We start from the raw sequence: 24,965 nt of genomic DNA on the forward strand, positions 1-24,965 counted from the left end.
CCGCGGCCCGCCGGCGCCGCCTCCTGCGCGTGCGCCGCCGAGCCGAGGCCCGCCGCCGCGACCGCGAGGCCGGCAGCGGCCCCGAGGAACGCACGTCTGCTGCCGTGGGGACTCAACTGGTCCTCCTTTCCGGCCCGTTCGGGGCCGTGTGTCCAACCGGAGCTGTCGCGGGGCACCGTCACTCCACCTTGATCCGGACCGAGCCCGCCGTGGTGTCGCCCTTGTCGTCGGTCACCGTCAGCCGGGCGGTGTAGTCACCCTTGCGTTCGTAGGTGTGCTCGGCGGTCGCGCCCTCCTCGCCGTCGGCCTTGCTGTTGTCGCCGAAGTCCCAGTGGTACGAGGCGATTTCGCGTCCGTCCGCAGGCTTCACCGTGCCGGTGAGCGCGACCTTCAGCGGTGCGCCGCCGTCAGCCGGCTCCGACTTGACCGTGACCTCGGTGGCCGGGGTCTTCTCCACACCTGGGCCGTTGAAGTGCAGCCAGTCAAGGGAGAGCAGATCCTCCTTGTCCTCGGACCACTCGGAGTTGGTGAAGACCGCGTACAGCGCATCGGTGCCGCCCGGGTCCTCCAGCTCCGTGGTGGGCGACACGAAGTTCCCCCAGTCGCCGGTGCTCGGCACGGTCACCTTGCCGACGAGCGGCCCGTCCGGGGCACCCGAACGGAACTCGATGTCACCGCCGAGACCACCGGAGGAGGCGCCGACGGTGACCGACTCGACGCCCTTGAGATTCGTGGGGTCGAACGACACCCAGTCGCCGTCCTCGATCTCGATCAGCCGCTTGCCGGCCGAGGCGTCGTCACGCGACCCCACCTCGACACCGTCGTGCGCGCCGCCGGTCTTGGTGAAGTGCTCCGCCTCCCGGAAGGAGGTCCGCAGGGTCAGCGAGGAGGAACCGGTCAGCGACGGCACACCGTCCGCGCCGCCCTCGTCCTCGTACTGCGCGGTGATCCCGTAGTACAGGTTCTGCCCCGGACCGTGACTGTCGCCCGCGTCCGTGACGATCTCGCCCTCGCAGCCCTGGTAGTTGTCCAGCGGATGCAGATGGGAGTCGTGGCCGAGCTGCGACTGGACGACGACCTTCTCGCAGTCGATCTCGTCCGGGCCGCCGTCCTCCTCGTCCGTCACCTCGACCTTGAACGGGATGGTGTCACCGAAGCTGAAGAGGCCACCGTTCGGCGGCGTCGTCACCTTCACCTCGGGTCTGTTGTTGCCCACGGTGATGTCGCGCACCGCGAGCGCCGTCAGATCGCCCGGCGCGGTGACCTTGAGGCGGGCCGTGTACTGCCCGTTCTCCTCATAGGTGTGCTTCGGGTTCGCCTCGGTGGAGTCGGTCTCGCCGTCCCCGTCGAGGTCCCATTCGTACGTCACCTCGGTGCCGTCCGGCAGACCGGAACCCTTGCTGGAGAACTCCACGTCGAGCGGTCCCGTGCCGTTGTCCGGGGTCGCGGTGATCCGGGCGTCCGGCAGCCGGTCGTCGCCGACGTAGTCGATGCGGTAGATGCCGGAGCCCTCGTTGCTGCCGCCGCGGCCGGTGCCGCTGCCCAGCCCGAAGTCGATCACGTACAGGGCACCGTCCGGGCCGAAGTCGGCGTCGAACGGCTGGTTCCACTCCATGTCCTCGAACAGCGGGTTGATGGAGTGCAGATCGCCCGCCTTCACGTCCTCGAAGCGCGGATCCTCGAAGGACTGGTCCTTCTGCTGGATCGAGAACGACTTGAAGTTCTGCCGGGTGAGCTCGTAGTTGAGCCACTTCCCGTCGTACGCCTCGGGGAACTTGGTGCGGTAGTCGTTGTCCCCGTCGAAGTCGTAGACCGGGCCGCCCATCGGGCCGCCGCCACCGGTGCCGAGCTCGGGGAACTCCTCGGAGGCCGAGTAGGCGTACCAGACCAGGGCCGGCTTGGCCGCGGGCAGGTCGGTGAGGCCGGTGTTGTTCGGCGAGTCGTTCTTCAGGGCGTCGCACTTGAACTTCTCGCCCGAGGTGTTGGACGCGAAGTCGAAGTCGTTGAACGGGATGTTGTTGCCCACGCAGTACGGCCAGCCGTAGTTGCCCGGCTCGGTGATGCGGTTGTACTCGACCGTGCCCTCCGGACCGCGGTCCTCCTTGGCCGCCTGCGCATCGGGGCCGTAGTCGCCGAGCAGCACCGCGCCGGTCTGCGGGTCCGTGGTGATGCGGAACGGATTGCGGAAGCCCATCGCATAGATCTCCGGACGGGTCTTCTCGGTGCCCGGCTCGAAGAGGTTCCCGTCCGGGACGCCGTACGTGCCGTCGTCCTTCGGGGTGATGCGCAGGACCTTGCCGCGCAGGTCGTTGGTGTTGCCGGCGGTGCCCTGGGCGTCCCAGGCGCGACGGCCCTCCCGCTCGTCGATCGGCGTGAAGCCGTCCGAGGCGAACGGGTCGGTGTTGTCGCCGGTCGCGATGTAGAGATCGCCGGCCTTGTCGAAGGCGATCGACCCGGCCATGTGCGAGTTGGCGCGTCCCTCACCGCGGTAGGTCGGCACGGTGAGCAGCTGCTCTGCGCTGTCCGGATCGACCTTGCCGTCCTTCTCGGTGAACCGGGAGAGATTGAGCTGCTTCTCCTCCTTGTCCGAATGCAGCAGATACAGCCAGTGGTTGTCCGCGAAGTTCGGATCGAGGGCGAGCCCGAGCAGACCGTCCGACTGGTCCGTCATCTCCGGGGTGTACGCCATGTCCATCGCCGTGCTGACCTTGAGGGTCTCCTGGTCGATGATCTTCAGCTTGCCGGTCCGCTGGATGAAGAACACCCGTCGGTCGGGCGCGATCGCCAGCTCGAAGGGGTCGGCGAGATCCTCGGTGGCCAGCGGAGTGCGCTGGAACGAACCGGTCTTGGAGGCCGTGCAGTCGCCCGGCTCGGCCCCCGCCGCCCACTCGATGCCGCCGAGGATGTGCTGCAGGAAGGCCTCCTCCGAGAAGGCCGCCTTGTCGTGCCCGCCGGCCGTGAACCAGGAGCGCCCGCCGTCGTAGTTCTGGCACCAGGACCACGGGTGGTCGACGCCCTCGTCAAGGCCTTCGACACCGTCGCGCACCTTGATCTGCGCGAGGGTGTGCACCTTGCCGGTCGGATTGGTGCGCCAGTTGTACCACTCCTCGTTCCGTTCCCAGAGCTGGGGCAGGTCCTTGGTGGACGGGTGCGTCTGGTCGAGGACCTTGATCCGGCCGGTCTGCGGCTCCGGGTGCTTGTCGAAGATCGCGCCGACCAGGCCCTCGTACCACTCCCAGTCGCGCTCGCTGGCGGAGGCCGAGTGCAGGCCGACCCAGCCGCCGCCGCCCTGGATGTACTTCTGCAGGGCCGCGCGCTGATCCGCATCGAGCAGATCGCCGGACTCCGGCGTGGAGTTGGTGTTGTTGAAGACGATCGTCTGGAACCGGGCGAGGTTGTCGTCGGTGAACGCGGTGGAGTCGTCCGTGGCCTCCACCTCGAAACCGTTTTCCTCACCGAGTTTCTCGATCGCCGCGATGCCCGCGGGGATCGAGTCGTGCTCGACGTTGGTGACCTTGGAGAAGACCAGCACCTTGAACGGTGCGGCGGCGGCCTTCGGCGGCACGCCGAGACCGAGGCTGAGCAGCAGTCCGAGCAGCGCCACCAGGACAACTGCGGGTCTCAGTAGGGTCGGTGGCCCGGCACTGGAGGTACCTCGTGCAGTGCGCGTGCCACGTGCGGGACGTCCCATGGGCGCTCCCTGAGAAGAGGGGGTGGCTGTGGAGGCAAACTAGAAAGCGCTTTCTGCAGTGCGTCGTTCAGCGTAGGTTTCCGGCCCGAGAGGGGTCAATGGGTCGGGAGCGCGCGGTGCAGGCAACCGCGGTTCCTGGTACGGGAGTTGGCGTACGGCGCCGGACGGGACCCTGCCGTACGGCGGAGCAGACGCCAGCGGTCGTACGCATGTACCGGCCGCAGGTGGGGAGGCAGAGGGCCACAGCACGCCGGGGCGGCGCCCCGCAGAGCCGCCCGTCGGACGCCACCGCGCCCCGGCCCACGACACGAGGAGGACGCCCCGATGACGTACACCGTGGGACAGGTGACGCCCGGCGACGGCGCACAGATCGCCACGTACACCTGGCTGCCGGGCAGCGGCCGCCCGCGTGCCCTGGTGCAGATCGCGCACGGCGCGGCCGAACACGGCCTGCGCTACGAGCGGTTCGCCCGCCACCTCACGACGCGCGGCTACGGGGTGGTGGCCTCGGACCACCGCGGTCACGGCGCGACGGCTCCCGCCACCGGCGGCTACGGCGTCACCGGCGACGCCGACCGGGACAGCTGGCTCGCGATCGTCGAGGACCTGCGCCTCATCGGCGAGCGGGCCCGAGCACTGCACCCCGGTGTGCCCCTGGTCCTGCTCGGCCACAGCCTCGGCTCGATGCTCGCCCGCGACTACGCCCAGCAGTACTCCGACGACCTCTCCGGTCTGATCCTGTCCGGCACCTTCCGCTCACTGCCGTCCGTCGAGACCGAGCAGTCGATCGCCGACCTCGAGCGCGAGATCGCCGAGCGCGGCCGCACCGCCCTCTCCGACTTCGTCCCGAACCTCTTCGGCTCCTTCAACGACCCGTATCCGGACCGCACCGGCTTCGAGTGGCTCTCCCGGGACGACGCGGAGGTCGACGCCTACGTCGCGGACGAGCGCTGCGGCTTCCCCTTCTCCGCGGGCCTCTCCCTCGACTGGGTCCGGGCCGTGCGCCGGATCAACGACCCCGCGAACCTGGCCCGGATCCCCGCCGACCTGCCGGTCCACATCGCGGTCGGCACCGAGGACCCCTGCAACCAGCGCATGACCCTCGTCCACGAGCTCCTCGAGGACCTGCGCTACGCCGGCGTCACGGACCTCACCTGGAAGGGCTACGAGGGCGCCCGCCACGAGATCCTCAACGAGACCAACCGCGACGAGGTGCACAGCGACCTCACGGCCTGGCTGGACGCGCACGTGTGAGGTGGGCGGCCGGGGCGTTCGGCAGGTGCTTCACTGTCAGTGCCGTGTTCTACCGTCGTGCCATGGTCACCTCCGACGACGTCCGGGAGCTCGCGCTCTCGCTGCCCGCCACCACTGAGAAGATCGCCTGGTCGATGCCCACCTTCCGGGTCGCGGGCAAGATGTTCGCCACGCTGCCCGAGGACGAGACGTCGATGGCGGTGCGCTGTCCGAAGGAGGAGCGCGACGAGCTGGCGCTCTCCGAGCCGGACACGTTCTGGATCGCGGATCACGAGGCGATGTTCGCGTGGGTCAGAGTGCGGCTCGCGGCCCTGGAGGACCGAGCCGAGCTGCGCGACATCCTGGCCGACTCCTGGCGCCAGGCCGCCCCGTCCCGGCTGACCGAGCAGCATCCGGACCTGGGGGTGGTGTGACACCTGCCGCCCGGGATCCGCGCGGCTCCGGCGCCACCGGAAACGAATTCACGACCACCGCCCCGAGTGCGGTATTGTTTCGGTGCGCGCACGGCCGGGGGAAACCCCAGGTCACGCGGGCATCGGGACGTGGCGCAGCTTGGTAGCGCACTTGACTGGGGGTCAAGGGGTCGCAGGTTCAAATCCTGTCGTCCCGACGGATACGTCGGATATTTCCGCAGCTGAGGGCCATCTTCGGATGGCCCTTTCGGCGTTCTGGGGGCCGGCCCCGGGATCGGATGGGAGTGCTCCCACCCGATCCCGGGGCGGTGAAGACGGGGTCTTGCTGGTGCTGCGGTGCCATGATGCGTGGCCGGTGGTGGGGGAGAGCGCTGTGAACTGCAGGTTTCCCGAGGGCGCCCGCCCGTGTGCACGGGAGTGCCCGCCCGTGTGCACATGGAATCGCAGGCTCGGCGTACGGACCGGCTCGTGCGCGGACTACGGCCGTGACCAGGAACTGAGCACAGCCCTGGAGCCTCTTCACCCGGCACCGACCCGTACCCCGAAGCCGGCGGCGGACGTCGTGTCGGCGTTCGGGACCGGCGGAGCGCTGTCGAGGATGGCGCGTTCGGTGATCGTGGCCTGCGCCGTCCACTCGGGGGCCAATGCCGCGTAGGTGGTCACGTCGTGCCAGTGGCCCTGGGTGTGGAAGAGCTGGCGCAGGGTCGCCTCGGGGCGGAGGCCGGCGGCGAGCATGACGGCTTCCATGCGGGTGTGGTCGGCGCGATGCCCGGCCCAGATGCGGTGCAGTCCCAGCGGGCCGAAGCCGTACGCCATCAGGAGGCGTCCCGCCTCGTGGCCGTGCCCGCGGACCGGGGCGTCGGGCAGCAGGACCAGGCTGGTGAGCATGGCGTTTCGGCCGTACTCCTCGATGAGCAGGCCCATCGTGCCGACCATGGTGTCCTGGCCCGGCGGGCACACGGCCAGGGTGTGCTTGCGCCGCGGGTGGGTGTAGGGCTGGGCGAGGTGCTGCGCGAAGGCGTCCTGCGCCTGGCGGGCGTCCATGCGGTCGACGCCGAGGTAGCGGGTGAGCAGCCGGTGGGTCTGGATGCGCTCGAAGGGTGCCAGGTCGGTGACCCGCAGTTCGCGCAACCACAGGTGTTCGCCGTGCAGTTCGGGCAGCCGGTTCACCGGACGGCTCCCGCCGTCGGGCGCCCGAGAGACGCGGCACGGTCCGGGACGTCGGTGATGCCGCGGGGAGCGATGAGAGCTTCGAGGTCCACGTAGTAGCGGCCGGAGGCGACCGGGTCGCCGAGCAGGATCCGGCGTGCGGTGTCGGTGACCAGGGCGCCGCCCAGCATGACCCCGCTGGCGAGTTGGGGCCAGCTGGACAGGGTGCTGCCGATACGGGGGAGGGCGTCGGTCATCGCTGGGCTCAGGCGGCTCTCGTCGCAGATGCGCAGCAGGTGGGCGAGGGCCTGGGCGGGACTGAGCTCTCGCACTTCGCCGGCGCTCAGATCTCCCGTACGGCCGTGGAAGAGCGGCCGGTCCGGCTCGAGGTCGAAGCGCTCGACGTCGAGCAGGCCCCGGTCGTTGGCGTCCATGAGGACAGGGACGCGGTGCCGGCGGGCGTACTCGCGGGCGGCGGTCTTCACCCACGGGGTGTCGCACTCCTCGACGAGCAGGTCGAGCGGGTGCTCCGGGTCGTCGAAGAACGACTCGATGGTGTCGTCGGTGAGCCCGTCGTGCCACAGCTCGATGTCGAGATAGGGGTCGACCTCGTACATCTGCCGGGCGCACAGCACGGTCTTGGGCAGACCCAGATCGTGGACTCCGGCGCGCAGCCGGTTGAGGTTGCTAAGGGAGAGGGTGTCGAAGTCGGCCAGGCGGAACGATCCTGCGACGCCTTCCATGACGCAGGTGAGGGCGGCGCTGTTGCCCACGGAAAGGCCGATCACGGCGATCCGCCGCTCAAGCAGACTCTGTTGCTGAGCGGCAGTGATCTTGTCGCGGTTACGGTCGGTGCGCACCCGCCGGAACTGCTCGCGCGGCAGCAGGTGCACCAGACGTCCGGACCACGGATACCAGGCCCAGGTGCCGTGGCGGCCGGGCTCGACGCCGTCCGTCAGCTCCTGCACGGCGGCGTCCAGGCCGTCCCCCGAGAGATCGTCGCCCGGGCGCAGACAGCGCGCCAGCTCGACGAGTTGCTCGTCGATGTGGTCATGCATCTCCCGCACGGATCCGGAGGCGAGCAGCGTTTTCAGTGCGGCGCGGTCCTCGGGCTCGCAGGGGCGCAACAGGGCGGGGCGGAAGGCGGCCCGGTGTCCGGGGCCCGGTGCGGTGCAGGCTCCGTACTCCGGAGCATCGCTCAACGAATTGATCACGACGCCGGAAGTTACCAGCGGCGGATCTTGGAAATCCCTTAAGGCAGGGGGCGCGCCCGGTCGAATTCATGCGCGGACCTTCACCATCGTGCGCCCCCTCAAGCCCCGTCCCCCAAGGGGTCTTTGGGAACAAGGGGGCGCGCGCGACAAGTCATCTGCTTATCGGTCTTGAGGGCGAAGCCCGTCCGCGCGCCTACAGCGGAGCTTCACCGCCCGCCGCCCAGGCCAGCATGGCCGCCGGATCGGCGTGGGCGGCCTGGCGGTGGTAGGTGTCGTAGGCGCCGGCGCCGACGAGCCGGCGTGCGGTGTTCTCGCCGAACTCGCGCAGCGGCTGGACGTCCGGTGCGCCGCGCTGGGGGTGGCCGACCGCCTCCCACAGCCGTTGCCCTCCGCCTGAGGCGAGCGCCGCCGAGCGGCCGTCGCCGCTGGCCGAGTACGACGCGGCCAGCATGTCCAGGCCCAGCGCGATCCCGAAGGTGTCGCCGATCTGCTGCTTGGAGGCGAGCATCGCGCGCGCATGCTCCAGTGCCGCATCACCGTGCTGCTCCCGCAGCGCGATCACGCACAGCTGGTACTCGGTGTACGAGCGGATCCAGTGCTCGCCCATGGCCACGCACTCGGCGCGCAGTTCCGTGGCCGCGTCCCGGCTCTCCTCGAGGCGACCGACGCCGGTCAGCGCGAAGAGCCGCAGCATCCGGCACATCATCATCGCGTGCCCGGCCGGTTGTTCCGCAGCACCGTTGTCCTCGTGCGCAGCCTGCAGGGCGCCCTCAAGCAGGTCGAGGGCCTGACCGGCGTTGCCCTGCAACAGGTCACTCATGGCCTGCAGATAGGCCGCGCGCAGCAGCCCGGACGGGTCCTGGTCGCTGCGCGCCAGGGCCAGGCACTGACGGGCCAGCTCGGTCCCCGTGGCGTGGTTGCCCTGGAGCAGATGCGTCAACCCCAGTGCCCAGACGGCTCGTTGCCTCGTCGCCGCCTGCTGCCCGCTGTCACCGGCCTGCAGGGCACGGGCCAGATACTCCTGTGCGGTGTGCGCATGGCCGCAGCAGGTCCAGTAGAAGCCGGTCAGCGTGGCCAATTCGACGGCGTCGTCGACCTGGTGGTCGAGCAAGTAGTCGAGCGCCGCGCACAGATCGGGATGGGCGTCCTTGATCGTGCGGTACCAGCCGCTCTGCTCCGCGCTCGTCCATGTCGCGTCGGCCTGCCGCGCCAGCGAGAGGAAATGGGCGGCATGCGTGGTGGCCATGGTGTCCAGCTCACCGAGCTGTGTGAGCCACAGGCGCCCGTACTCGCGCACGGTGTCCAGCAGCAGATAGCGCTCCCCGCGGCGGGTGACCACCGACTTGTCCACCAGGCCCGCCAGCGCGACCTCGACATCACGCGCGCTCAGCGGCCCGCCGGCGCACAGCGCGGCCGCCATGGGCGCGTCGAAGTGCCCGAGCACGATCGAGAGCCGGGCCCAGAGCAGCCGTTCCTTGGGCGTGCACAGTTCGTGACTCCATCCCAGGGCGGTACGCAGCACCTCGTGCCGGCGTGGCGTCGGGATGCGCACCGGGGTGGTCTCCTCGCGGTGCAGATCGTGCCGCGGACGCTGCAGAAGCTCTGCGACGCTGCTGTGACGCAGCGCCCCGGCCGCCAACTCCAGGGCCAACGGCAGCCCGTCGAGATAGGTGCACAGCTCGGTCACCTGGTTCAGCTCACCGGGCTGCGGCGTCACGCCCATCTGACCCGCACGCTGCAGGAAGAGTTCCGCGGCATCCGTGGCGTACGGCAGCGGCTCGACCACCACCACGTACTCGTCGTCGAGGCGAAACACCTCCCGGCTGGTGGCCAGGATCGTCAGGTGCGGGCACTTGTCGAGCAGTGTCTCCACCACGCGCCGGCAAGCGGGCAGCACATGCTCACAGGAGTCGAGGACGATCAGCAGTTCGCGCTCGCCGATCCACTGGCCGATGACGTCCAGCGGCATCCGGGGCGTGTGGTCGGACAGCCCGCAGGCATCCGCGACGAGGGCCGCGAGCATCCGCTCGTCGGCCAGCTGCCACAGGTCGGCCCAGCAGGCCTCGTCGCCGCCGGCGGCCTGCTCGCGCTCGACGACCTGTCGGGCGAGCCGGCTCTTGCCGACACCCGCGGTGCCGGTCACCGTGATCAGCCGCTGCACCTTCAACGCACTCTGTAATTCGGCCAGTTCCTGATCCCGCCCGATGAACACGGCCCACGCTCCCCACCGTTGCCGGCCCCGGCGTCGCTGCAACGCCGCTTCGGCCTCTGGCACTCTCCGACAAGGCATCCTGGCACTCCGGCGCGGCCCACGAAACACTTCCGCGCCCGCGGATTCACCGGAGTGGTGCCTGTGCGGTCGCGCCCCGCGGTAATCGTTGTACGGGCTCATGCGGTAATCGTTGTACGGGCCCTTGTCGTCCCCGCCCCGACGTTTGTACGTTGCAGCAGACACCACAGGAAGCGCTTTCTATGCTCGCCGTCCGGAGGGGACATGACGCCTGGCGCCACCGTGCCGTCGTATCGGCGCACAACTGCACCGTCACGACTCCGAGCTGCCGTGACGGCGGTCGGAGCCGCTCTGCTGACCGCCGCGTTCGTCACCCCGTCCGGCGGCCCGTCCTCGCCGCAGGACCGGTCCGCGGCTGCCGGGGCGGGCATCCGCGGAAGCCTGGTCGCGGGCTACGACTTCGAGCATCCGGACCCCGTGGACGCCGGGCGTGAACGAGACCTGGGGCCGTCCGGGACCAGCCTGTCCCTCGTCAACGGCGGGGCCGCGATGCGCGTGCGCGACGACGCCGATCCCCGGCGCGGACACGTCCTGCAGACCGGGCAGGTGAGTCCGGAGGCGGCGGGGAACGACGACTGGAAGGCGGGCGTGTACGACCCGGACGGCGCGGAGTCGCTGCACGCGTTCAACGGGGCCCGCCAGGCCACGGTGATGGGCTGGTTCCGTACCACCGGGCAGAACCCGAGCCCGGATTCGGGCTCGGACGACCCCTCCGACCTCTACAACGCCATCGGTCTTGCGGGCGTCCTGACCGGGGACTCGAACGGACACGACGTACGGGCGCTCCTCGAACTGATCGATGTCGACGGCGAGTTGCGCCTGGTCGCGCTCGGCCGCCGCCTGGACGGCGGCGAGTCCCAGACCTTCGCCGCGGACGGGGACTGGCGCACCCATCTGCCGGACGGCAAGTGGGTCCACCTGGCCGCGACCTTCGACTTCGACACGGGCGAGATGGCGCTCTACCGCAACGGCCGTGCCCTGTCCGGCAGTTACGTCCGCGACGACGATCCCTGGACCCTGGAAGGGGAGCCGGAGCCCGACCTCGCCTCACCGACCGACCCACGCGGCCTCAAGATCGGCGGGAGCTTCCCGCAGAACACCCGCGAAGCCAACCCCTGCAACTGCCGCATGGACGACCTGCTGTTCCTGGACCGGGCCGCCACACCGGGGCAGGTGAGAGCCGAGTACCGCCGCACCGCCGGGCGCCCCGCGTCCTGACCGCCCGTCCCGCGCACGCCGCCCGTACGCACCTCCCGGGCACGCCACACGAAGGGAGCCCTCTTGTCCCCGTCGGTCCCGCACGTCCGGCCCCGTAAGACATCCCTCCTGGTCCAACTCCTCACCTGCGCCCTGTTCGCCGCGGTGCTCACCGCGGCACCGGCGGGCGCGGCCGAAGCGCCTGCCGACGACGCCGCCGCGGCGGACGCCGTCACCGACCCCATCCCCGGCAAGCCGGTCACCTCCGGACTCGGCCTGGAGGTCGAGGAGTTCGCCCAGCTCCCGAAGTCCGAGCCGCGGCCGGGCCCGGTCGAGGACGACCGTCTGATCCGGCACAACCGGATCAACTACCTGACCCCGTTCCCGGGCAGGTCCGGCCGCCTGGCCGTCGCGGACCAGAACGGCACCATGTACTCGCTCGAGAAGGACGGCTCCGGGCAGCACCCCTACCTGGACCTGTACGAGGAGTTCTCCGATGCGTACTACGCCAGCCGGGGCCTGGGCACCGGCTTCGGCTACGTCACCTTCGACCCGGACTTCCGGCACAACGGCCGCTTCTACACGGTCCACACCGAGAAGCCCGAACTGACCGAAGCCGAGCCGGACTTCAGCCAGCCCAGCGGGGACGGGTTCCACGGCGTCATCACCGAGTGGACGGCCGACGACCCGAGCGCCGGCACATTCTCCGGCACCCACCGGGAGCTGCTCCGCATCGGCTTCAACGGCCAGGTCCACGGCATCCAGCAGATCGACTTCAACCCGACCGCCGGGCCCGGCGACACGGACCACGGACTGCTCTACATCGCGGTCGGCGACGGCGGCAAGGGCTCCACCACCGGTGACCCGCAGGACCGGGCTCTGCCGCACGGCAAGCTCCTGCGCATCGACCCGCGCGGCCACGACAGCGCGAACGGCGAGTACGGGATCCCGGCCGCCAATCCGTTCGTCGACGAGCCCGGCACCCTCGGCGAGACGTACGCGATCGGGATGCGCGACCCGCACCGCTTCAGCTGGGACCCCCGCGGCAGCCACCGCATGTTCCTCTCCCATGTCGGCGAGCACGCCATCGAGTCGGTCTACGAGGTGCGGGCCGGCGACAACTACGGGTGGAGCGAACGCGAGGGCGCCTTCGTCTTCGACAAGAACGCCACCGACCCCTGCGCCAAGATCCTTCCGCTGCCCGACGACGACGCGAAGTACGGCTACACCTATCCGGTCGCCGCCTACGACCACGATCCGCCGGCCGACTGGGACTGCAAGTCCGACGTGGGCGTCGGCATCTCCGGCGGCTACGTCTACCGCGGTGACGAACTGGACGCCCTGCGGGGCAAGTACGTATTCGGCGACATCGTCGACGGCCGTCTCCTGTACACGGATGCCGCGGACATGCGCCGCGCGGAGCCGGGCGGCGAACAGCGTCTGGCGCAGATGTACAGCCTGATGGTCTACGACGCCAAGTCCGGCAAACGCGTCTCCCTGCAGGAACTCGCCGGTGACGAGCGTGTCGACCTGCGGTTCGGGCAGGACGCGGAGGGCGAGCTGTACATCCTCTCCAAGGCCAACGGGAAGATCTGGAAGGTGACGGGGACGCGCACGTTCGCGAGCTGCGACACCGACGGGACCACCCTCACCGATGTGATGGGCGCGGAGCACTGGGCGCCCATCACCCCGTCCAAGTGGCGGTTCGAGGGCGGCCAGGCGGTGCTGACCGAGCCGGGCGTCGAACGGCCCGGACCGCGCCGCCCCTACGAGTACGCCGTGCTCACCACCGGCCCCACGTACCGCAACGTCCGTATCGACGCCGAAGTCCGCATCGATACGCCGACCGACATCGACAACCGGGACGTGGTCGTGATCTTCGGCCATGAGTCCGACACCAGGTTCGGCTACGCGCATCTCTCGCAGGACAACTCCATCTATCCGCACAACGGCGTCTTCACGGTGGACGACGCCGACCGGCTGCGGGTCGAGGACCAGTGGGACGGCACCACCGGCGCCCCGCCCGCGATCAGCGACGCGGCCTGGCACCGGGTCGAGGTGGTGCGCTGCGGGGACACCGGGGAGACGGCCGTGTACCTTGACGGATCGTCGTACCCCTTGATGACCGCGGTGAGCGCGCGGCCCGGCGACGGGCGGATCGGCTTCGGCTCGTTCGACAACGCCGGCAGGATCCGTGGTCTGAAGGTCTCCGGAAAGTCGTAGCAGCCATGTGTCGAACGGGCCGGACGCCGGCCCACGCGAGGGGAGTCCGATCAACGATGTCCACTTCGGTACGGAGCAGAGTGCGGACGGCGGCTCTCGCACTCGCGGCAGTCGCTGCCCTCGCCTTCGGCACGACCGCCACAGCAGGTGCGGCGGGCTCGGCAGCGGCTCCCGATCCCGCTCCCGCTCCGGCTCCCGTTCCCGCGAAGGAGGGGCCGACCTCGGTGGCGTNTCCCGATCCCGCTCCCGCTCCGGCTCCCGTTCCCGCGAAGGAGGGGCCGACCTCGGTGGCGTACATCGAGGTGAACAACCACAGCATGCTGAACGCCGGCAAGTACACCCTCGCCGACGGCGGCGACCAGGTCTTCGACGTCGCCGTGATCTTCGCGGCGAACATCAACTACGACACCGAGAAGAAGGAGGCGTATCTGCACTTCAACGAGAATGTGCAGCGCGTCCTCGACAACGCCGACACCGAGATACGGCCGTTGCAGGAGAAGGGCATCAAGGTCGTCCTCTCGGTGCTCGGCAACCACCAGGGCGCGGGCTTCGCCAACTTCCCGTCCCAGGAAGCCGCTTCGGCCTTCGCGACCGAGCTGTCGGACACCGTGACCGAGTACGGTCTCGACGGCATCGACTTCGACGACGAGTACGCCGAGTACGGCAACAACGGCACCGGCCAGCCCAACGACAGCTCGTTCGTGCACCTGGTGACGGCGCTGCGTGCGAACATGCCGGACAAGATCATCAGCCTGTACAACATCGGCCCCGCCGCATCACGCCTCTCCGACGGCGGGGTCGACGTGTCGTCCGAGTTCGACTACGCCTGGAACCCGTACTACGGCACATGGCAGGTGCCCGACATCGCACTGCCCAAGTCGAAGCTGTCCCCGGCCGCCGTCGAGATCGGCGGGACCTCGCAGAGCACGACTGCCGACCTCGCCCGCCGCACCGTCGCCGAGGGGTACGGCGTCTTTCTGACGTACAACCTCGACGGGACCGATCGCAGCGCCGATGTCTCCGCGTTCACCAGGGAGTTGTACGGCAGCGACGCCGTCCACTCCCCGTAGGAGGTCACCAGGGGACGCTGCCGTGGCGGTCCCGGTACTGCGCGGTCGGGCCCGTCGCACTGATCGGGGATCTCGTGCACCCGCCGCCGGGGCCCTCGGCGCCCTGCGCGCCGAACAGGACTCGGCGGCCTCCCGCCTGCCTCGTACGCCCTGACCCAGGGCGCCCACGTCCGGATGCAGGGCAGGGCAAACGGTGCAAATCTGGCGCCATGACCTCTACGCCGAAGCATGTCCAGCCGTTCGTCGCCAAGCAGCAGGAAGAGCTGCGCAAGCGCCTGCCGTTCTCCGACACCCAGGACTTCGAGGATGCGACGCGCGGCCTGATCGCTCGCCGGGAGCCGAACGCGGTGGCGGCGGAGGACGGCACGGTCGTATGGGACAACGACAGCTACGCCTTCCTGACGGGTGACGCTCCCGACAGCGTGAATCCGAGCCTGTGGCGGCAGTCCCGTCTGGTGGCGGAACAGGGGCTCTTCGAGGTCGTCGAAGGCATCTACCAGGTACGCGGCCTGGATCTGTCCAATGTGACGTTCGTCGAGGGCGACCGGGGCGTCGTCGTCATCGACCCGTTGCTGAGCAAGGAGACGGCCGAGGCGGCGCTGGCCCTGTACCGCGAACACCGCGGTGAGCGGGAGGTCACGGGCGTCGTCTACACCCACTCGCACGTCGACCACTTCGGCGGTGTCAAGGGCGTCACCACGCAGGAGGACGTCGAGGCGGGGCGGGTGCCGGTGCTCGCGCCGGAGGGGTTCATGGAGCACGCGGTGTCGGAGAACGTGTACGCGGGCACGGCCATGGGCCGACGGGCCGCGTACATGTACGGGGCCGCGCTCGCCCGCGGTCCGCAGGGCCAGGTCGGCGCCGGCCTCGGGCAGACCACCTCGACCGGCACCCTCACGCTCATCCCGCCGACCGTGGACATCACCACCACCGGGCAGGAGGAGGTCGTCGACGGCGTACGCATGGTCTTCCAGATGGCCCCGGACACCGAGGCGCCGTCGGAGATGCTCATCCATTTCCCCGACCTCCGGGCGCTGTGCACGGCCGAGGACGCCACCCACAACCTGCACAATCTGCTGACGCTGCGCGGCGCCGTGGTCCGCGACCCGCACTCCTGGGCGAACCACCTCACCGAGGCCATCGACCTGTTCGGCGACAAGTCCGACGTCGTGTTCGCCTCCCACCACTGGCCCACCTGGGGCCAGGAGCGCGTCGTGCGGTTCCTCGGCATCCAGCGCGACCTCTACGCGTATCTGCACGACCAGACCCTGCGCCTGATCAACAAGGGCTGGACCGGCACCGAGATCGCCGAGCACCTCGAACTGCCGCCGGCCCTCGAGCAGGCGTGGAACACCCACGGCTACTACGGATCGGTGAGCCACAACCTCAAGGCGATCTACCAGCGCTACATGGGCTGGTTCGACGGCAATCCGGCCCACCTGTGGCAGCACACACCGGTGGAGGCGGGCAAGCGGTACGTCGAGTTCATGGGCGGCGCCGATGCCGTGGTCGAGAAGGCACGGAACTCCTTCGAATCGGGCGATCTGCGCTGGGCGGCCGAGGTGCTCGGCCATGTGGTGTTCGCCGAGCCCGATCACCGCGCGGCCCGCGAACTGCTCGCGGACACCTACGAGCAGCTCGGGTACGGGGCGGAGAACGGCCCCTGGCGCAACTTCTACCTGTCGGGCACCACCGAGCTGCGCGACGGCCGATTCGGCACGCCCACCGTCGCCGCATCCGGCGACATCATCGCCAACCTCACGCCGCCCATGCTGTTCGATGCGATCGCCATCCAGATCGACGGCCCCAAGGCCTGGAACGAGAACCTGAGCATCGATGTCGTCCTCACCGATGCCCAGGACCGCTACCGGTTGAGCCTGACCAACGGCGCGCTCACCTACAGCTCCGCACCGCGGCAGGGCACGGCGGACGTCACCCTCACGACCACCGCCAAGGCCCTGCCCGCGCTGGCGCTGGGGAAGCCGACCCCGGACGCCCTCGCGCAGGCGGGCATCCAGGTCGAGGGTGACGTGTCGGTCCTCGAGACGCTCTCGTCCGTACTCGATCCGGGCGACCCGGACTTCCCGATCGTCACGCCGTAGCCGGTCCGTCCGACCGGCCCACGCTGCGCGGCCGAGGCACGACCGGATCCTGCTGGACGCCGTCAGGCCAGCAGGCGCTTCCAGTCGCTCAGGGTGAACGCTCCCGCGGCCGCGGGCGTCCTGGCACCCGCGCGACGCATCGTCTCCACGGCCGCGGCGACGTCCTCGTTCTCACCGGGCCGGCCGGTGGGGGTGATCAGCGGCCAGATGTCGGAGCCGAGGTATCCGGTCTCGTCGACGGCGGAGTGGTACGTCGCCGAGCAGCTGTGCCGCTCGATCCGGTGCGTCTCGGTGAGCCGCACGACCGCCCGCTTCGTGGCCGCGTCCAGCACGCCGGTGGTGCCGACGCCGGTGAACCCCTTGGCCCGTAGCAGGTACTGGGCCGCGCGCACCTGGGGGCCGACCGCGTTCGGGCGCAGCAGCGGCCACACCTCGGGGGCGGGGACCCTGGCCACGCCCATGGCGTCCGCCACCGCGTCGCGCAGTTCCTGGAGACGGCCGTAGAGAACCGTGCCCGGGCACTCGGTGGAGTTGAAGTCGCGGTGCCCCATGATGTCGGCGACCGGACGGTCGTACTGGGTGGCGATCCAGGCGACCAGGTCGACGAGGGAGTCCCACAGGGCCTGCGGGACGTCGACGTCGACGTAGATGCCCTCGTTCTCGATGCCGATCGTCTCGCTGTTGTGGTCGGCCACATGGGCACCCTGCACATGCTGGGTGCCGCCCTGCACCACGCCGAGGCTCTGATGCCTGCCCTCCAGGGCGTAGCCGCCGCGGCTGTTGGTGAACTGCTGGCCGCTGTCCCCGAAGCCGCGTGCGATGTGGGCGCTCTGGATGCTGCGGCAGATCTCCATGGCGTGCTCCAGCGAGTAGTCCTCGCTGTTGCCCGGATCAGCGGTGTGGTGGACGACGATGTAGGTCGGCACCCGGTCGAGTACGACGATGTCCTGGGTCGGAGCCTGTGCTCCCCACTCCTCGGTGGTGTAGATGCGCGGCTCGGCCGCGGCGCGGCGGGCTCGTGCCTGTGCGGGGACGGTGGGGGACCGGCGCGCGGTGGCGCCGGAGGCGGCGTTCGCGCCGCCGAGGCCGACGACCCCGGCCGCGGTGGCGACCATGCTGCTGCGGATGAGCGCTCGACGGTTCAGTCCGGGCTGCGAGCTCATGAGTGCTCCCTGTGCGTGTGGGGGGACAAGCGGTCTGGAGGCCGGTACGTCAGGCGTGGCACGCCTGGCCAGGGAAGCAGTGAGACATGTACGCGACAACCCCGTGGAGGCGAATTCCCCAGGTTCTCCGGGCCGGTTGAAAGAAGCGCGACCGAGAAAGCCGCGTAGCCGAGCGAATCGACGCCGCTCTTCGTTGGTCGCACCTCTGGCGGCGGGCGGCGCGCGGCCGGCGTGGCCCCTGGGCGGGCGGTCGGCCCGGGGTTGCGCCGGAGCCCGGCGGGCCGGACGCTGAAGGTCCGGGGTGATGACGATGCGCAGCCGTTTCGAGCCGGATCGCAAGCTGACCGTCCGCATGGTGCTGACGATGTTCCTGCTCGGGCTGCTGTACGTGGTGTTCGTCGCCGCCCTGATCGTGCTGCTCAAGTCCGTCGTACTGGTGGTCGTGATCGCCGCGGCCCTGCTCGTGGCGCAGTTCTGGTTCTCGGACCGCATCGCGCTCCACGCCATGCGCGGGCACCTGGTCGGCCGGGAGGAGCAGCCCGAGCTGCACGGGATCGTCGACCGGCTCTGCGCGGCCGCCGACATGCCCAAACCCCGGGTGGCCGTGTCGGACATGGATCTGCCCAATGCGTTCGCCACCGGCCGCAACGCCGATCATGCGGTCGTCTGTGTCACCACCGGACTGCAGCGCCGCCTGACCACCGAGGAGGTCGAGGGGGTGCTCGCGCACGAGCTGTCCCACGTCGCACACCGTGACGTCGCGGTGATCACCATTGCGTCGTTCCTGGGCGTGATCGCCGGACTCATCGTCCGCTTCGCCTTCTACTCGCAGCTCTTCGGCGGACGTAATCGCGACCAGAACACGGCCGCCGTCCTGGCGATCGTGATGGCGGTGTCCGCGTTCGTGTACGCGATCAGTTTCCTGCTGATCCGTGCCCTGTCCCGCTACCGCGAGCTGGCCGCCGACCGGGCCGGCGCCATGCTCACCGGCAAACCGTCCGTGCTGGCCTCGGCGCTCACCAAGGTCAGCGGCGATGTGGCCCGTATCCCGACCCGGGATCTGCGCACCGCGCAGGCGTTCAACGCCTTCTTCTTCACCCCCGCCCTCGGACCGGGCACGGCGCTGGCCAAGCTGTTCTCCACCCACCCCAGCCTCGAGCGCCGTCTGGAGGCGCTCTCGGCGATGTCCGCGGAATTGGGGGAGCCGGGATGACCGTACGCCCCGACTCCGGCCGAAGGAGCTGACGGACCTGTGGGACTCCTGGACGTGCTGTTCGGCCGGACCAAGCCGGTCAAGCCGGACCTCGACCGGCTCTTCGCCCTGCCGTCGGCGGCGGTCACCCTCCAGGCGGCCGCCGGCTTCACGCCGACCGGGGCGGGCTCGGTGTGCTTCGCCGCCATCGAAGGAGGAGCCTTCGCCCAAGTGCAGCAGGACGTACGGGCCTTGCTGGACGCCGACTCCCAACGGGGCGGTACGCCGGTGGAGTCCGGCCGCGACGACTACGGCTATGCGTGGCTGCTCTCACGCCGTGATCCCGGTGACCTGCCGGCCCTGGTCAGTGATCTGCACGCGGTGAACTCGGCCCTGCAGGACAGCGGCTTCGGGCCCCAACTCCTGTGCTCCCTGGTCACCTTCCACGATGCGGAGCAGCGCCCGCTCGCCCTGGTCTACCTCTACAAGCGGGGCACCTTCTACCCGTTCGCCCCGCTGCCCGGCGAGAAGCGCGACAACCCGCTGGAGCTGCAGGTCAGAGCCGCGGTCAAGGGTGACCTGCGCGTCGAGGAGGACCTCGCGCGCTGGTTCCCGGTCTGGGGTGCTCCGGGCCTGTGACCCGGGGTGTGACCCGGTGGTGTGAACGTCCGCCCGCCGGCGATGAGTCCGGCCCGTGCCGGCGGTCTCGATCTCCGAGAAGTGCACGATCGTTCGCGAGGAAGCCGGGAGAACATCATGACCGCCACCTACACCTTCGACGTCTTCTCGAGCCTGGACGGCTTCGGCGCAGCCGCGGGCGACTGGACCGGTTACTGGGGGAAGCAGGGGCCCGAACTCCTGGATCGGCGCCTCGAGTTGTACGGCGGCGAGCAGCGGATGGTGTTCGGAGCCAACACGTTTCGGCTGTTCGCGCGGATGCTGGCGGAGAGCACCGAGGGCTCGGACGTGCGCGACCCGTGGGTGACCCGGATGCGGAGTCTGCCGACGACGGTGGTGTCGACCACCCTGGAGACGACCCTCGACTGGCCGGACGCGACGATCGAACACGGCGATGCGGTCGAGGTCGTCGGCCGTCTCAAGGAGGCCTCCGACGTCCCGCTGCGCTCGCACGGCTGCCTGGCGATGAACCGGGCGTTGATGGCCGCCGGCCTCGTCGACCGCGTCCATGTGACCCTCTATCCGGTGATCACGGGCGAGTCCGGCCGTGACCCGGTCTTCCAGGGTGCCGCCGACTTCGACCTCGAGCTGATCGAGTCCCGCACCCTCGACCACGACATCACGGAACTCGTCTACCGGCCCGCCCTGCACGGCTGAGGGCCGGCCGCGGCACCGCGAACTGCGCCCCCGTCACAGGCGGTCGACCTGCCGTGCGGGGGCGTGAGTTCGTGCTGCGGGTGGTGCGAGGTGCGCGCGCGACGTGCCGGCTGTGACGTGCGGGCCGCGACGCGCTCGGCTCACTCCTCGATGGACGCCGGGTCCATCCAGACGACCTCCCAGGTGTGACCGTCCGGGTCGTCGAAGGCGCGGCCGTACATGAAGCCGTAGTCCTGGGTCTCGCCGCTGACCGTGCCGCCGGCGGCGACCGCCTTGTTCACCAGGTCGTCGACCTGGTCGCGGCTCTCCGCGCTCAGGGCGAGCAGCACCTCGCTTGAAGAGGTCGAGTCCACGATCTTCTTCTTGGTGAACTGGGCGTACTTCTCGGGGGTGTGGAGCATGACCACGATGGCGTCACTGAGCGGGATGGACGCCGTGGATTCGTCGCTGAACTGGGGGTTGATCGCGTACCCCAGCTCGGCGAAGAACTTCTTGGCGGCGTCCAGGTCGCCGGTGGCCAGGTTCACGAAGATCATCTGCTGGTACATGGCTTGGTGTCTCCCCACGGTGTGTGTCCGTACGAAGAGATGGACCCGGGTGCGGCCGGGAACTCATCGGTACTCGTGGATCCACTTTCCCCGGCTCCTGCCTGATGTGTACGCTGACACGAAAACCGTTCAGTGTATGTTTTTAGACTGCCGCGCGGTCGCCGAGCGATGCGAACGTGCGGGGAGGAGCGCCTTGATGACGACCCCGACCGGCCCGGGCCTCGATCTGCCGAACGGCTTCCTGATGGGAGCCTCCACATCGGCCCACCAGGTCGAGGGGAACAATGTCTCCAGCGACTGGTGGGGGATCGAGCAGCGCCCCGGCACTTTCGTCGCCGAACCCAGCGGCGACGCGGCCGACAGCTTCCACCGCTGGCCCGAGGACATGGACCTGCTGCGTGAACTGGGCTTCAACGCCTACCGGTTCGGCATCGAATGGGCCCGCATCGAGCCGGAGCGCGGGCAGATCTCACGGGCGGCCGTCGCGCACTACCGGGCCATGGTGGAGGGTGCGCTCGAGCGCGGCCTCACCCCTGTCGTGACGCTTCATCACTTCACCTCGCCGCGCTGGTTCAGCGAGGGCGGCGGCTGGCTCGCCCCCGATTCCGCCGAACTCTTCGCCGCATTCGCTCGTACGGCCGTGGAGATCCTGCAGCCCGGCGTACGGTACGTCGTCACGATCAACGAGCCGAACATGCTGGCGGTGATGCACGCCATCCGGGAGGTGGCCGCGCAGCACGGCTGGGAGAGCATCGCGCACGGCAAGCAGAAGGACGCCCCGACGGGGGCGGCGGCCATCGACCCCGCCTCCATCGAGCCGGACGCGGCGGTGGCGGAGGCACTCATCCGCGCCCACCGGGCCGCCTCGGCCGTACTCAGGTCGGCCGCGCCCGGCCTCCGGGTCGGCTGGACGATCGCCAACCAGGTCTACCAGGCCGAGCCGGGCGCCCAGGAAGTGGCGGACGCCCATGCCTGGCTCCGCGAGGACATCTTCCTGGAGGCGTCCCGGCAGGACGACTGGATCGGCGTGCAGGCCTATACCCGCCACCGCATCGGCAAGGAGGGTCCCCTGCCGGTCCCGGACGACGCCGAGACGACGCTCACCGGCTGGGAGTACTACCCGCAGGCACTCGGCGAGGCCGTACGGCACACGGCGGAGGTGGTGGGTCCGCAGGTGCCGGTCCTGGTCACCGAGAACGGCATCGCGACCGCCGACGACCGGCGGCGCATCGACTACACCACGAGGGCCCTCGCGAGTCTGGCCGAGGCGATGCGCGACGGCATCGAGGTGCTCGGGTATCTGCACTGGAGCGCCCTCGACAACTACGAATGGGGCACCTACCGCCCCACCTTCGGTCTGATCGCGGTCGACCGGGAGACGTTCGTCCGTACGCCCAAGGAGTCGGCCCGCCGGCTCGGCGCGCTCGCGCGGTCCGGCCGCATCCCGGAGGGCGCCGAGCTGCCGGAAGCCGGTGCCGTGTCCTCGCGTTAGGCTGACCGGCATGGCGAAACGGGGTCCGTACGAGAAGGGCGAGGCGAAGCGCGCGGAGATCCTCGAGGCCGCACTGGAGATCTTCGCGGCCGAGGGGTACCGGGGCACTTCCCTGCGCAAGGTGGCGGCCCGGTGCAATCTCAGCCTGCCGGGCCTCATGCACTACTTCGACTCCAAGGAGGACCTGCTCACCCGGGTGCTCCAGGCGCGTGACGAGACCGCGCGGGCCCGGCAGATCGAGCGCGGCGCCGCCTTCAACTACCGCGAAGTGATGCGGGAGGGCGCGTCCACCCCGGGCCTGGTCGAACTGTTCGTGTCCATGGCCGCCGCCGCGAGCGATCCGGAGCATCCGGCCCGTGCGCATTTCGCCGAGCGCTATCCGGTGATCCGCGAGCGGCTCGCCGGCTCGCTGCAGGGGCACATGGACGAGGGCCGGATCACCGACGCGATCCCCGCGGAGCGCCTCTCGCAGCTGCTGATCGCACTCGCCGACGGGATCCAGCTGCAGTGGCTGACGGACCGGTCGGTCGACATGGAGCAGCCGATCGACGACGTGATGCGGCTGCTCGAACTCCTCGCAGGGAGCGGGGTGTCTCCCGCCGACGGCGGCTGATCGCGGCGGCCTCAGGTGTCCGGCCGGGGCACGCTCCCCGAGGGCGATGAGCGGACTTCGGCCCGGGCGGGGTGGCCTGGAGTCCGTGACGTGACAGCCGGCCACGCCGGTCAAGTGGCCGTATGTGAGGGCACGGTGGAGCGTCGCCGCGCGGCCGTGTCGGCCGGATCTTGTGGGTCCGCGGTGCCTGGCGCGCTCCCTCAACCTCCGGCCGGGGCCCACGAGTCGTACGCCCGAATCACCCAAGTGCGTCCAGCGCGAAGGGGATCCGTGCGTCGGCTGAGCGCGCGCCTGGGGCCACAACCCGGCCTGAGCCTGGGGGAGTCGCGACCGGGCTCCGCGGGTCGATCCGTGAAGATCCGCCGGACAGCGCCCCGGCGTCTCGGTCTCGCGGCGCCCCCGCGACCCATGCGTGGCGGTCGCCGCCTCCCTGGCCTTGTCCCTGCCTGCGCTCACGCGCGGCGGCCCGTGCCTGGACACCGGTGCGTACAGGCCCAGTTCACCGCTTGGGCGGGCGGAGCCGTGGCCCTCGGCCTCGGTCGCGCGGTCACAGGGTGCGGGGACTCTTGACGACTAGAAACCGATCACCGTACGGTTTTGGAAATCGGGAGATGCGCGGACCGCCGGTGGCCGCACACCGCGACCCGACACCCGCCCTCTGCGAAGCGAGGTACCGCCCCATGCCGGAAAGCGATGCGCCACCCTCGACCGACGGCTCCCGGGCCACGCGCCCGTCGCGACGGCGAACGGCGGCCCGTGCGGGGCTGGTTGCAGCCGTCGATGCGATCGCGCTCGCACAGCCGACGGTGACCGCCGTGGCCGATGCACCGGCGCTCACCGCAACCCCGGCGCCCACCGCAGCCCCCGCGGCCGAAGCCCCGACCGGCGAGCGCTACGTCGCGCTCGGTGACTCCTTCAGCTCGGGGCAAGGGGGGCCGGGCGACGGGGCGCCCTGCCGCGAGGCGATCCCGCTCGCCGACGGCGACCTCGGCTGGTTCGGTGAGAAGGAGCGGCAGTTCAACACCATGCCGGCGCAGCAGGTCAATGTGTACGACGCCACCTGTGTGGACACGTACACACCCTCGATCGGGCGCGACGCCTGCAAGCCCGTCGGAGTCCGCTGGGTCGAGCCGGAGGACGTCGGTGACGGCGCCGGGTTCCACCCCAACGGCGCCGGCCATCGCGCCATGACCGAGGAGGTCGTCGGTGCGCTCAGGCGCTGACCCGGGCCGCGGGGTCCGGGTCCACGCCGTAGCGGCGCAACAGGGCGCGGAGTTGGGCCGGCATGTCGACCGCGTCCGGCTCCAGGAGCCACTGGGTCTGCAGTCCGTCCATCAGGGCGATGAGCTGGACCGCCACCGCGTCCGGGTCGTCCGTCACCGGCGGGTCGGCCGCGGCGAAGAGTGCGCCGAGGGCGCGTGCCGTGCCCTCGCGCACCACTCGGTAGCGGTGCACGAAGTAGTCGTGTGCCGGGTGTTCGGGGTCGGCCGCCTCCGCGGACAGATTCGCGTACAGGGCGACGAGGCCCGGTGTCGTGCTGTTGCGTGCGACGACGTCGAGCAGCCGGGACAGCCACTGCTCCGGCGAGGGCTCGGGGGCGTCCGCGTCCAGGGCCGTGGGGAACAGGCCCTGGGCGTCGGCCCGGTCGCGGTGGCCGAGCAGTTCGAGCAGCAGGGCCTCCTTGCCGGGGAAGTGGTGCAGCAGGCCCGCATGCGTCAGGCCCGCGTGCGCCGCGATGTCCCGCAGCGACACGGCGTGGAACCCGGAGCGGGAGAAGAGTGCGGACGCGGACTCAAGAATTCGCGTACGGGTGCGCTCGCCCTTCGACGGGCGTCTGACGGGGGTGTCTCCCGGATGACTCAACTCGGCGTCCTTCCACAGGGCTCGGCGGCGACCGCCATCCTGCCCGGTGCGGGCCCGGCCGCGAAACCTACCACTTGGTTAATTCTTCACCCGGAACACCTACCGGCCGGTCGGTCCGGTGTGTAGGCTCGCCCGCACCGCGCCGGAGGCACCCAC

The 24,965-nt window shown here is 70.2% G+C and carries 18 protein-coding genes, 1 tRNA gene and 2 pseudogenes; 14 read left to right on the plus strand and 7 right to left on the minus strand.

Annotation, left to right across the window (positions count from 1 at the left end):
* Window positions 1-178 precede the first annotated feature (178 nt).
* On the minus strand, window positions 179-3,691 hold the full coding sequence (locus tag DY218_RS31340) for a ThuA domain-containing protein (protein ID WP_128559558.1): 3,513 nt from the start codon (window positions 3,689-3,691) through the stop codon (window positions 179-181).
* A 324-nt stretch (window positions 3,692-4,015) separates the two neighbouring features.
* Between DY218_RS31340 and DY218_RS31345 the strand changes: the two genes are divergently transcribed.
* The 3 genes from DY218_RS31345 to DY218_RS31355 all read left to right on the plus strand — a co-directional run bounded on the left by DY218_RS31345 (window position 4,016) and on the right by DY218_RS31355 (window position 5,555).
* Complete coding sequence (locus DY218_RS31345) at window positions 4,016-4,945, plus strand: alpha/beta fold hydrolase (protein WP_128559559.1); 930 nt, start codon at window positions 4,016-4,018, stop codon at window positions 4,943-4,945.
* A gap of 62 nt (window positions 4,946-5,007) precedes the next feature.
* The gene (locus DY218_RS31350) at window positions 5,008-5,358 is read left to right on the plus strand and encodes an MmcQ/YjbR family DNA-binding protein (protein ID WP_128559560.1); all 351 of its coding nucleotides are present in this window, start codon (window positions 5,008-5,010) and stop codon (window positions 5,356-5,358) included.
* Window positions 5,359-5,481: 123 nt separating this feature from the next.
* Window positions 5,482-5,555, plus strand: a tRNA-Pro gene (locus DY218_RS31355).
* Window positions 5,556-5,877: 322 nt separating this feature from the next.
* On the opposite strand, the gene DY218_RS31360 is transcribed toward DY218_RS31355, so the two are convergent.
* The 3 genes from DY218_RS31360 to DY218_RS31370 all read right to left on the minus strand — a co-directional run bounded on the left by DY218_RS31360 (window position 5,878) and on the right by DY218_RS31370 (window position 9,933).
* On the minus strand, window positions 5,878-6,528 hold the full coding sequence (locus DY218_RS31360; protein WP_128559561.1) for a GNAT family N-acetyltransferase: 651 nt from the start codon (window positions 6,526-6,528) through the stop codon (window positions 5,878-5,880).
* Window positions 6,525-7,721: a ThiF family adenylyltransferase gene (locus DY218_RS31365; RefSeq protein ID WP_233521993.1), complete on the minus strand. Its 1,197-nt coding sequence runs from the start codon at window positions 7,719-7,721 to the stop codon at window positions 6,525-6,527. The genes DY218_RS31360 and DY218_RS31365 overlap by 4 nt, the downstream gene beginning before the upstream one ends.
* 193 nt (window positions 7,722-7,914) lie before the next feature.
* Entirely contained in the window at window positions 7,915-9,933 is a 2,019-nt protein-coding gene (locus DY218_RS31370; RefSeq protein ID WP_128559562.1) for an ATP-binding protein, read from the minus strand.
* A 348-nt stretch (window positions 9,934-10,281) separates the two neighbouring features.
* Here DY218_RS31370 and DY218_RS31375 point away from each other — a divergent pair, with 348 nt between their 5' ends.
* From DY218_RS31375 to DY218_RS31390, 5 genes and pseudogenes are all read left to right on the plus strand, one after another.
* On the plus strand, window positions 10,282-11,229 hold the full coding sequence (locus DY218_RS31375) for a LamG domain-containing protein (RefSeq protein WP_233521994.1): 948 nt from the start codon (window positions 10,282-10,284) through the stop codon (window positions 11,227-11,229).
* A gap of 63 nt (window positions 11,230-11,292) precedes the next feature.
* Window positions 11,293-13,431 (plus strand): PQQ-dependent sugar dehydrogenase, encoded by a 2,139-nt coding sequence (locus DY218_RS31380; protein ID WP_128559564.1) that lies wholly within the window; start codon window positions 11,293-11,295, stop codon window positions 13,429-13,431.
* 56 nt (window positions 13,432-13,487) lie between these two features.
* Window positions 13,488-13,662, plus strand: a pseudogene (locus tag DY218_RS35520) (chitinase); the annotation flags it as partial.
* Window position 13,663: 1 nt separating this feature from the next.
* Window positions 13,664-14,501 (plus strand): annotated as a pseudogene (locus tag DY218_RS31385) (endo-beta-N-acetylglucosaminidase H); the annotation flags it as partial.
* A 209-nt stretch (window positions 14,502-14,710) separates the two neighbouring features.
* On the plus strand, window positions 14,711-16,603 hold the full coding sequence (locus tag DY218_RS31390; protein ID WP_128559566.1) for an alkyl/aryl-sulfatase: 1,893 nt from the start codon (window positions 14,711-14,713) through the stop codon (window positions 16,601-16,603).
* 62 nt (window positions 16,604-16,665) lie between these two features.
* On the opposite strand, the gene DY218_RS31395 is transcribed toward DY218_RS31390, so the two are convergent.
* The gene (locus DY218_RS31395; RefSeq protein WP_128559567.1) at window positions 16,666-17,766 is read right to left on the minus strand and encodes a peptidoglycan recognition protein family protein; all 1,101 of its coding nucleotides are present in this window, start codon (window positions 17,764-17,766) and stop codon (window positions 16,666-16,668) included.
* A 310-nt stretch (window positions 17,767-18,076) separates the two neighbouring features.
* Between DY218_RS31395 and htpX the strand changes: the two genes are divergently transcribed.
* From htpX to DY218_RS31410, 3 genes are all read left to right on the plus strand, one after another.
* Window positions 18,077-18,979 carry a zinc metalloprotease HtpX gene (gene htpX, locus DY218_RS31400; RefSeq protein ID WP_128559700.1) on the plus strand — a complete coding sequence of 301 codons (903 nt, stop codon included), beginning with the start codon at window positions 18,077-18,079 and terminating at the stop codon, window positions 18,977-18,979.
* Between the two features lie 39 nt (window positions 18,980-19,018).
* Window positions 19,019-19,597, plus strand: coding sequence for a PspA-associated protein PspAB (pspAB, locus tag DY218_RS31405; RefSeq protein WP_128559568.1), 579 nt, complete (start codon window positions 19,019-19,021; stop codon window positions 19,595-19,597).
* A 117-nt stretch (window positions 19,598-19,714) separates the two neighbouring features.
* Window positions 19,715-20,293: a dihydrofolate reductase family protein gene (locus tag DY218_RS31410; protein ID WP_128559569.1), complete on the plus strand. Its 579-nt coding sequence runs from the start codon at window positions 19,715-19,717 to the stop codon at window positions 20,291-20,293.
* A gap of 140 nt (window positions 20,294-20,433) precedes the next feature.
* Here the strand turns inward: DY218_RS31410 and DY218_RS31415 are convergent, their stop codons facing one another.
* Window positions 20,434-20,841, minus strand: a complete 408-nt coding sequence (locus DY218_RS31415; RefSeq protein ID WP_128559570.1) for a VOC family protein — start codon at window positions 20,839-20,841, stop codon at window positions 20,434-20,436.
* A 196-nt stretch (window positions 20,842-21,037) separates the two neighbouring features.
* On the opposite strand from DY218_RS31415, the gene DY218_RS31420 reads away from it, so the two are divergent.
* The 3 genes from DY218_RS31420 to DY218_RS31430 all read left to right on the plus strand — a co-directional run bounded on the left by DY218_RS31420 (window position 21,038) and on the right by DY218_RS31430 (window position 24,169).
* Window positions 21,038-22,333: a glycoside hydrolase family 1 protein gene (locus tag DY218_RS31420; RefSeq protein WP_128559571.1), complete on the plus strand. Its 1,296-nt coding sequence runs from the start codon at window positions 21,038-21,040 to the stop codon at window positions 22,331-22,333.
* A gap of 10 nt (window positions 22,334-22,343) precedes the next feature.
* Window positions 22,344-22,946 carry a TetR/AcrR family transcriptional regulator gene (locus DY218_RS31425; RefSeq protein WP_128559572.1) on the plus strand — a complete coding sequence of 201 codons (603 nt, stop codon included), beginning with the start codon at window positions 22,344-22,346 and terminating at the stop codon, window positions 22,944-22,946.
* Window positions 22,947-23,761: 815 nt separating this feature from the next.
* Window positions 23,762-24,169, plus strand: coding sequence for an SGNH/GDSL hydrolase family protein (locus DY218_RS31430; protein ID WP_128559573.1), 408 nt, complete (start codon window positions 23,762-23,764; stop codon window positions 24,167-24,169).
* Here DY218_RS31430 and DY218_RS31435 read toward each other — a convergent pair.
* On the minus strand, window positions 24,159-24,809 hold the full coding sequence (locus DY218_RS31435; protein WP_128559574.1) for a TetR/AcrR family transcriptional regulator: 651 nt from the start codon (window positions 24,807-24,809) through the stop codon (window positions 24,159-24,161). The genes DY218_RS31430 and DY218_RS31435 overlap by 11 nt on opposite strands.
* Window positions 24,810-24,965 lie beyond the last annotated feature (156 nt).

The sequence above is a fragment of the Streptomyces triticagri genome (assembly GCF_003429565.1).
GTDB lineage: Bacteria > Actinomycetota > Actinomycetes > Streptomycetales > Streptomycetaceae > Streptomyces > Streptomyces triticagri.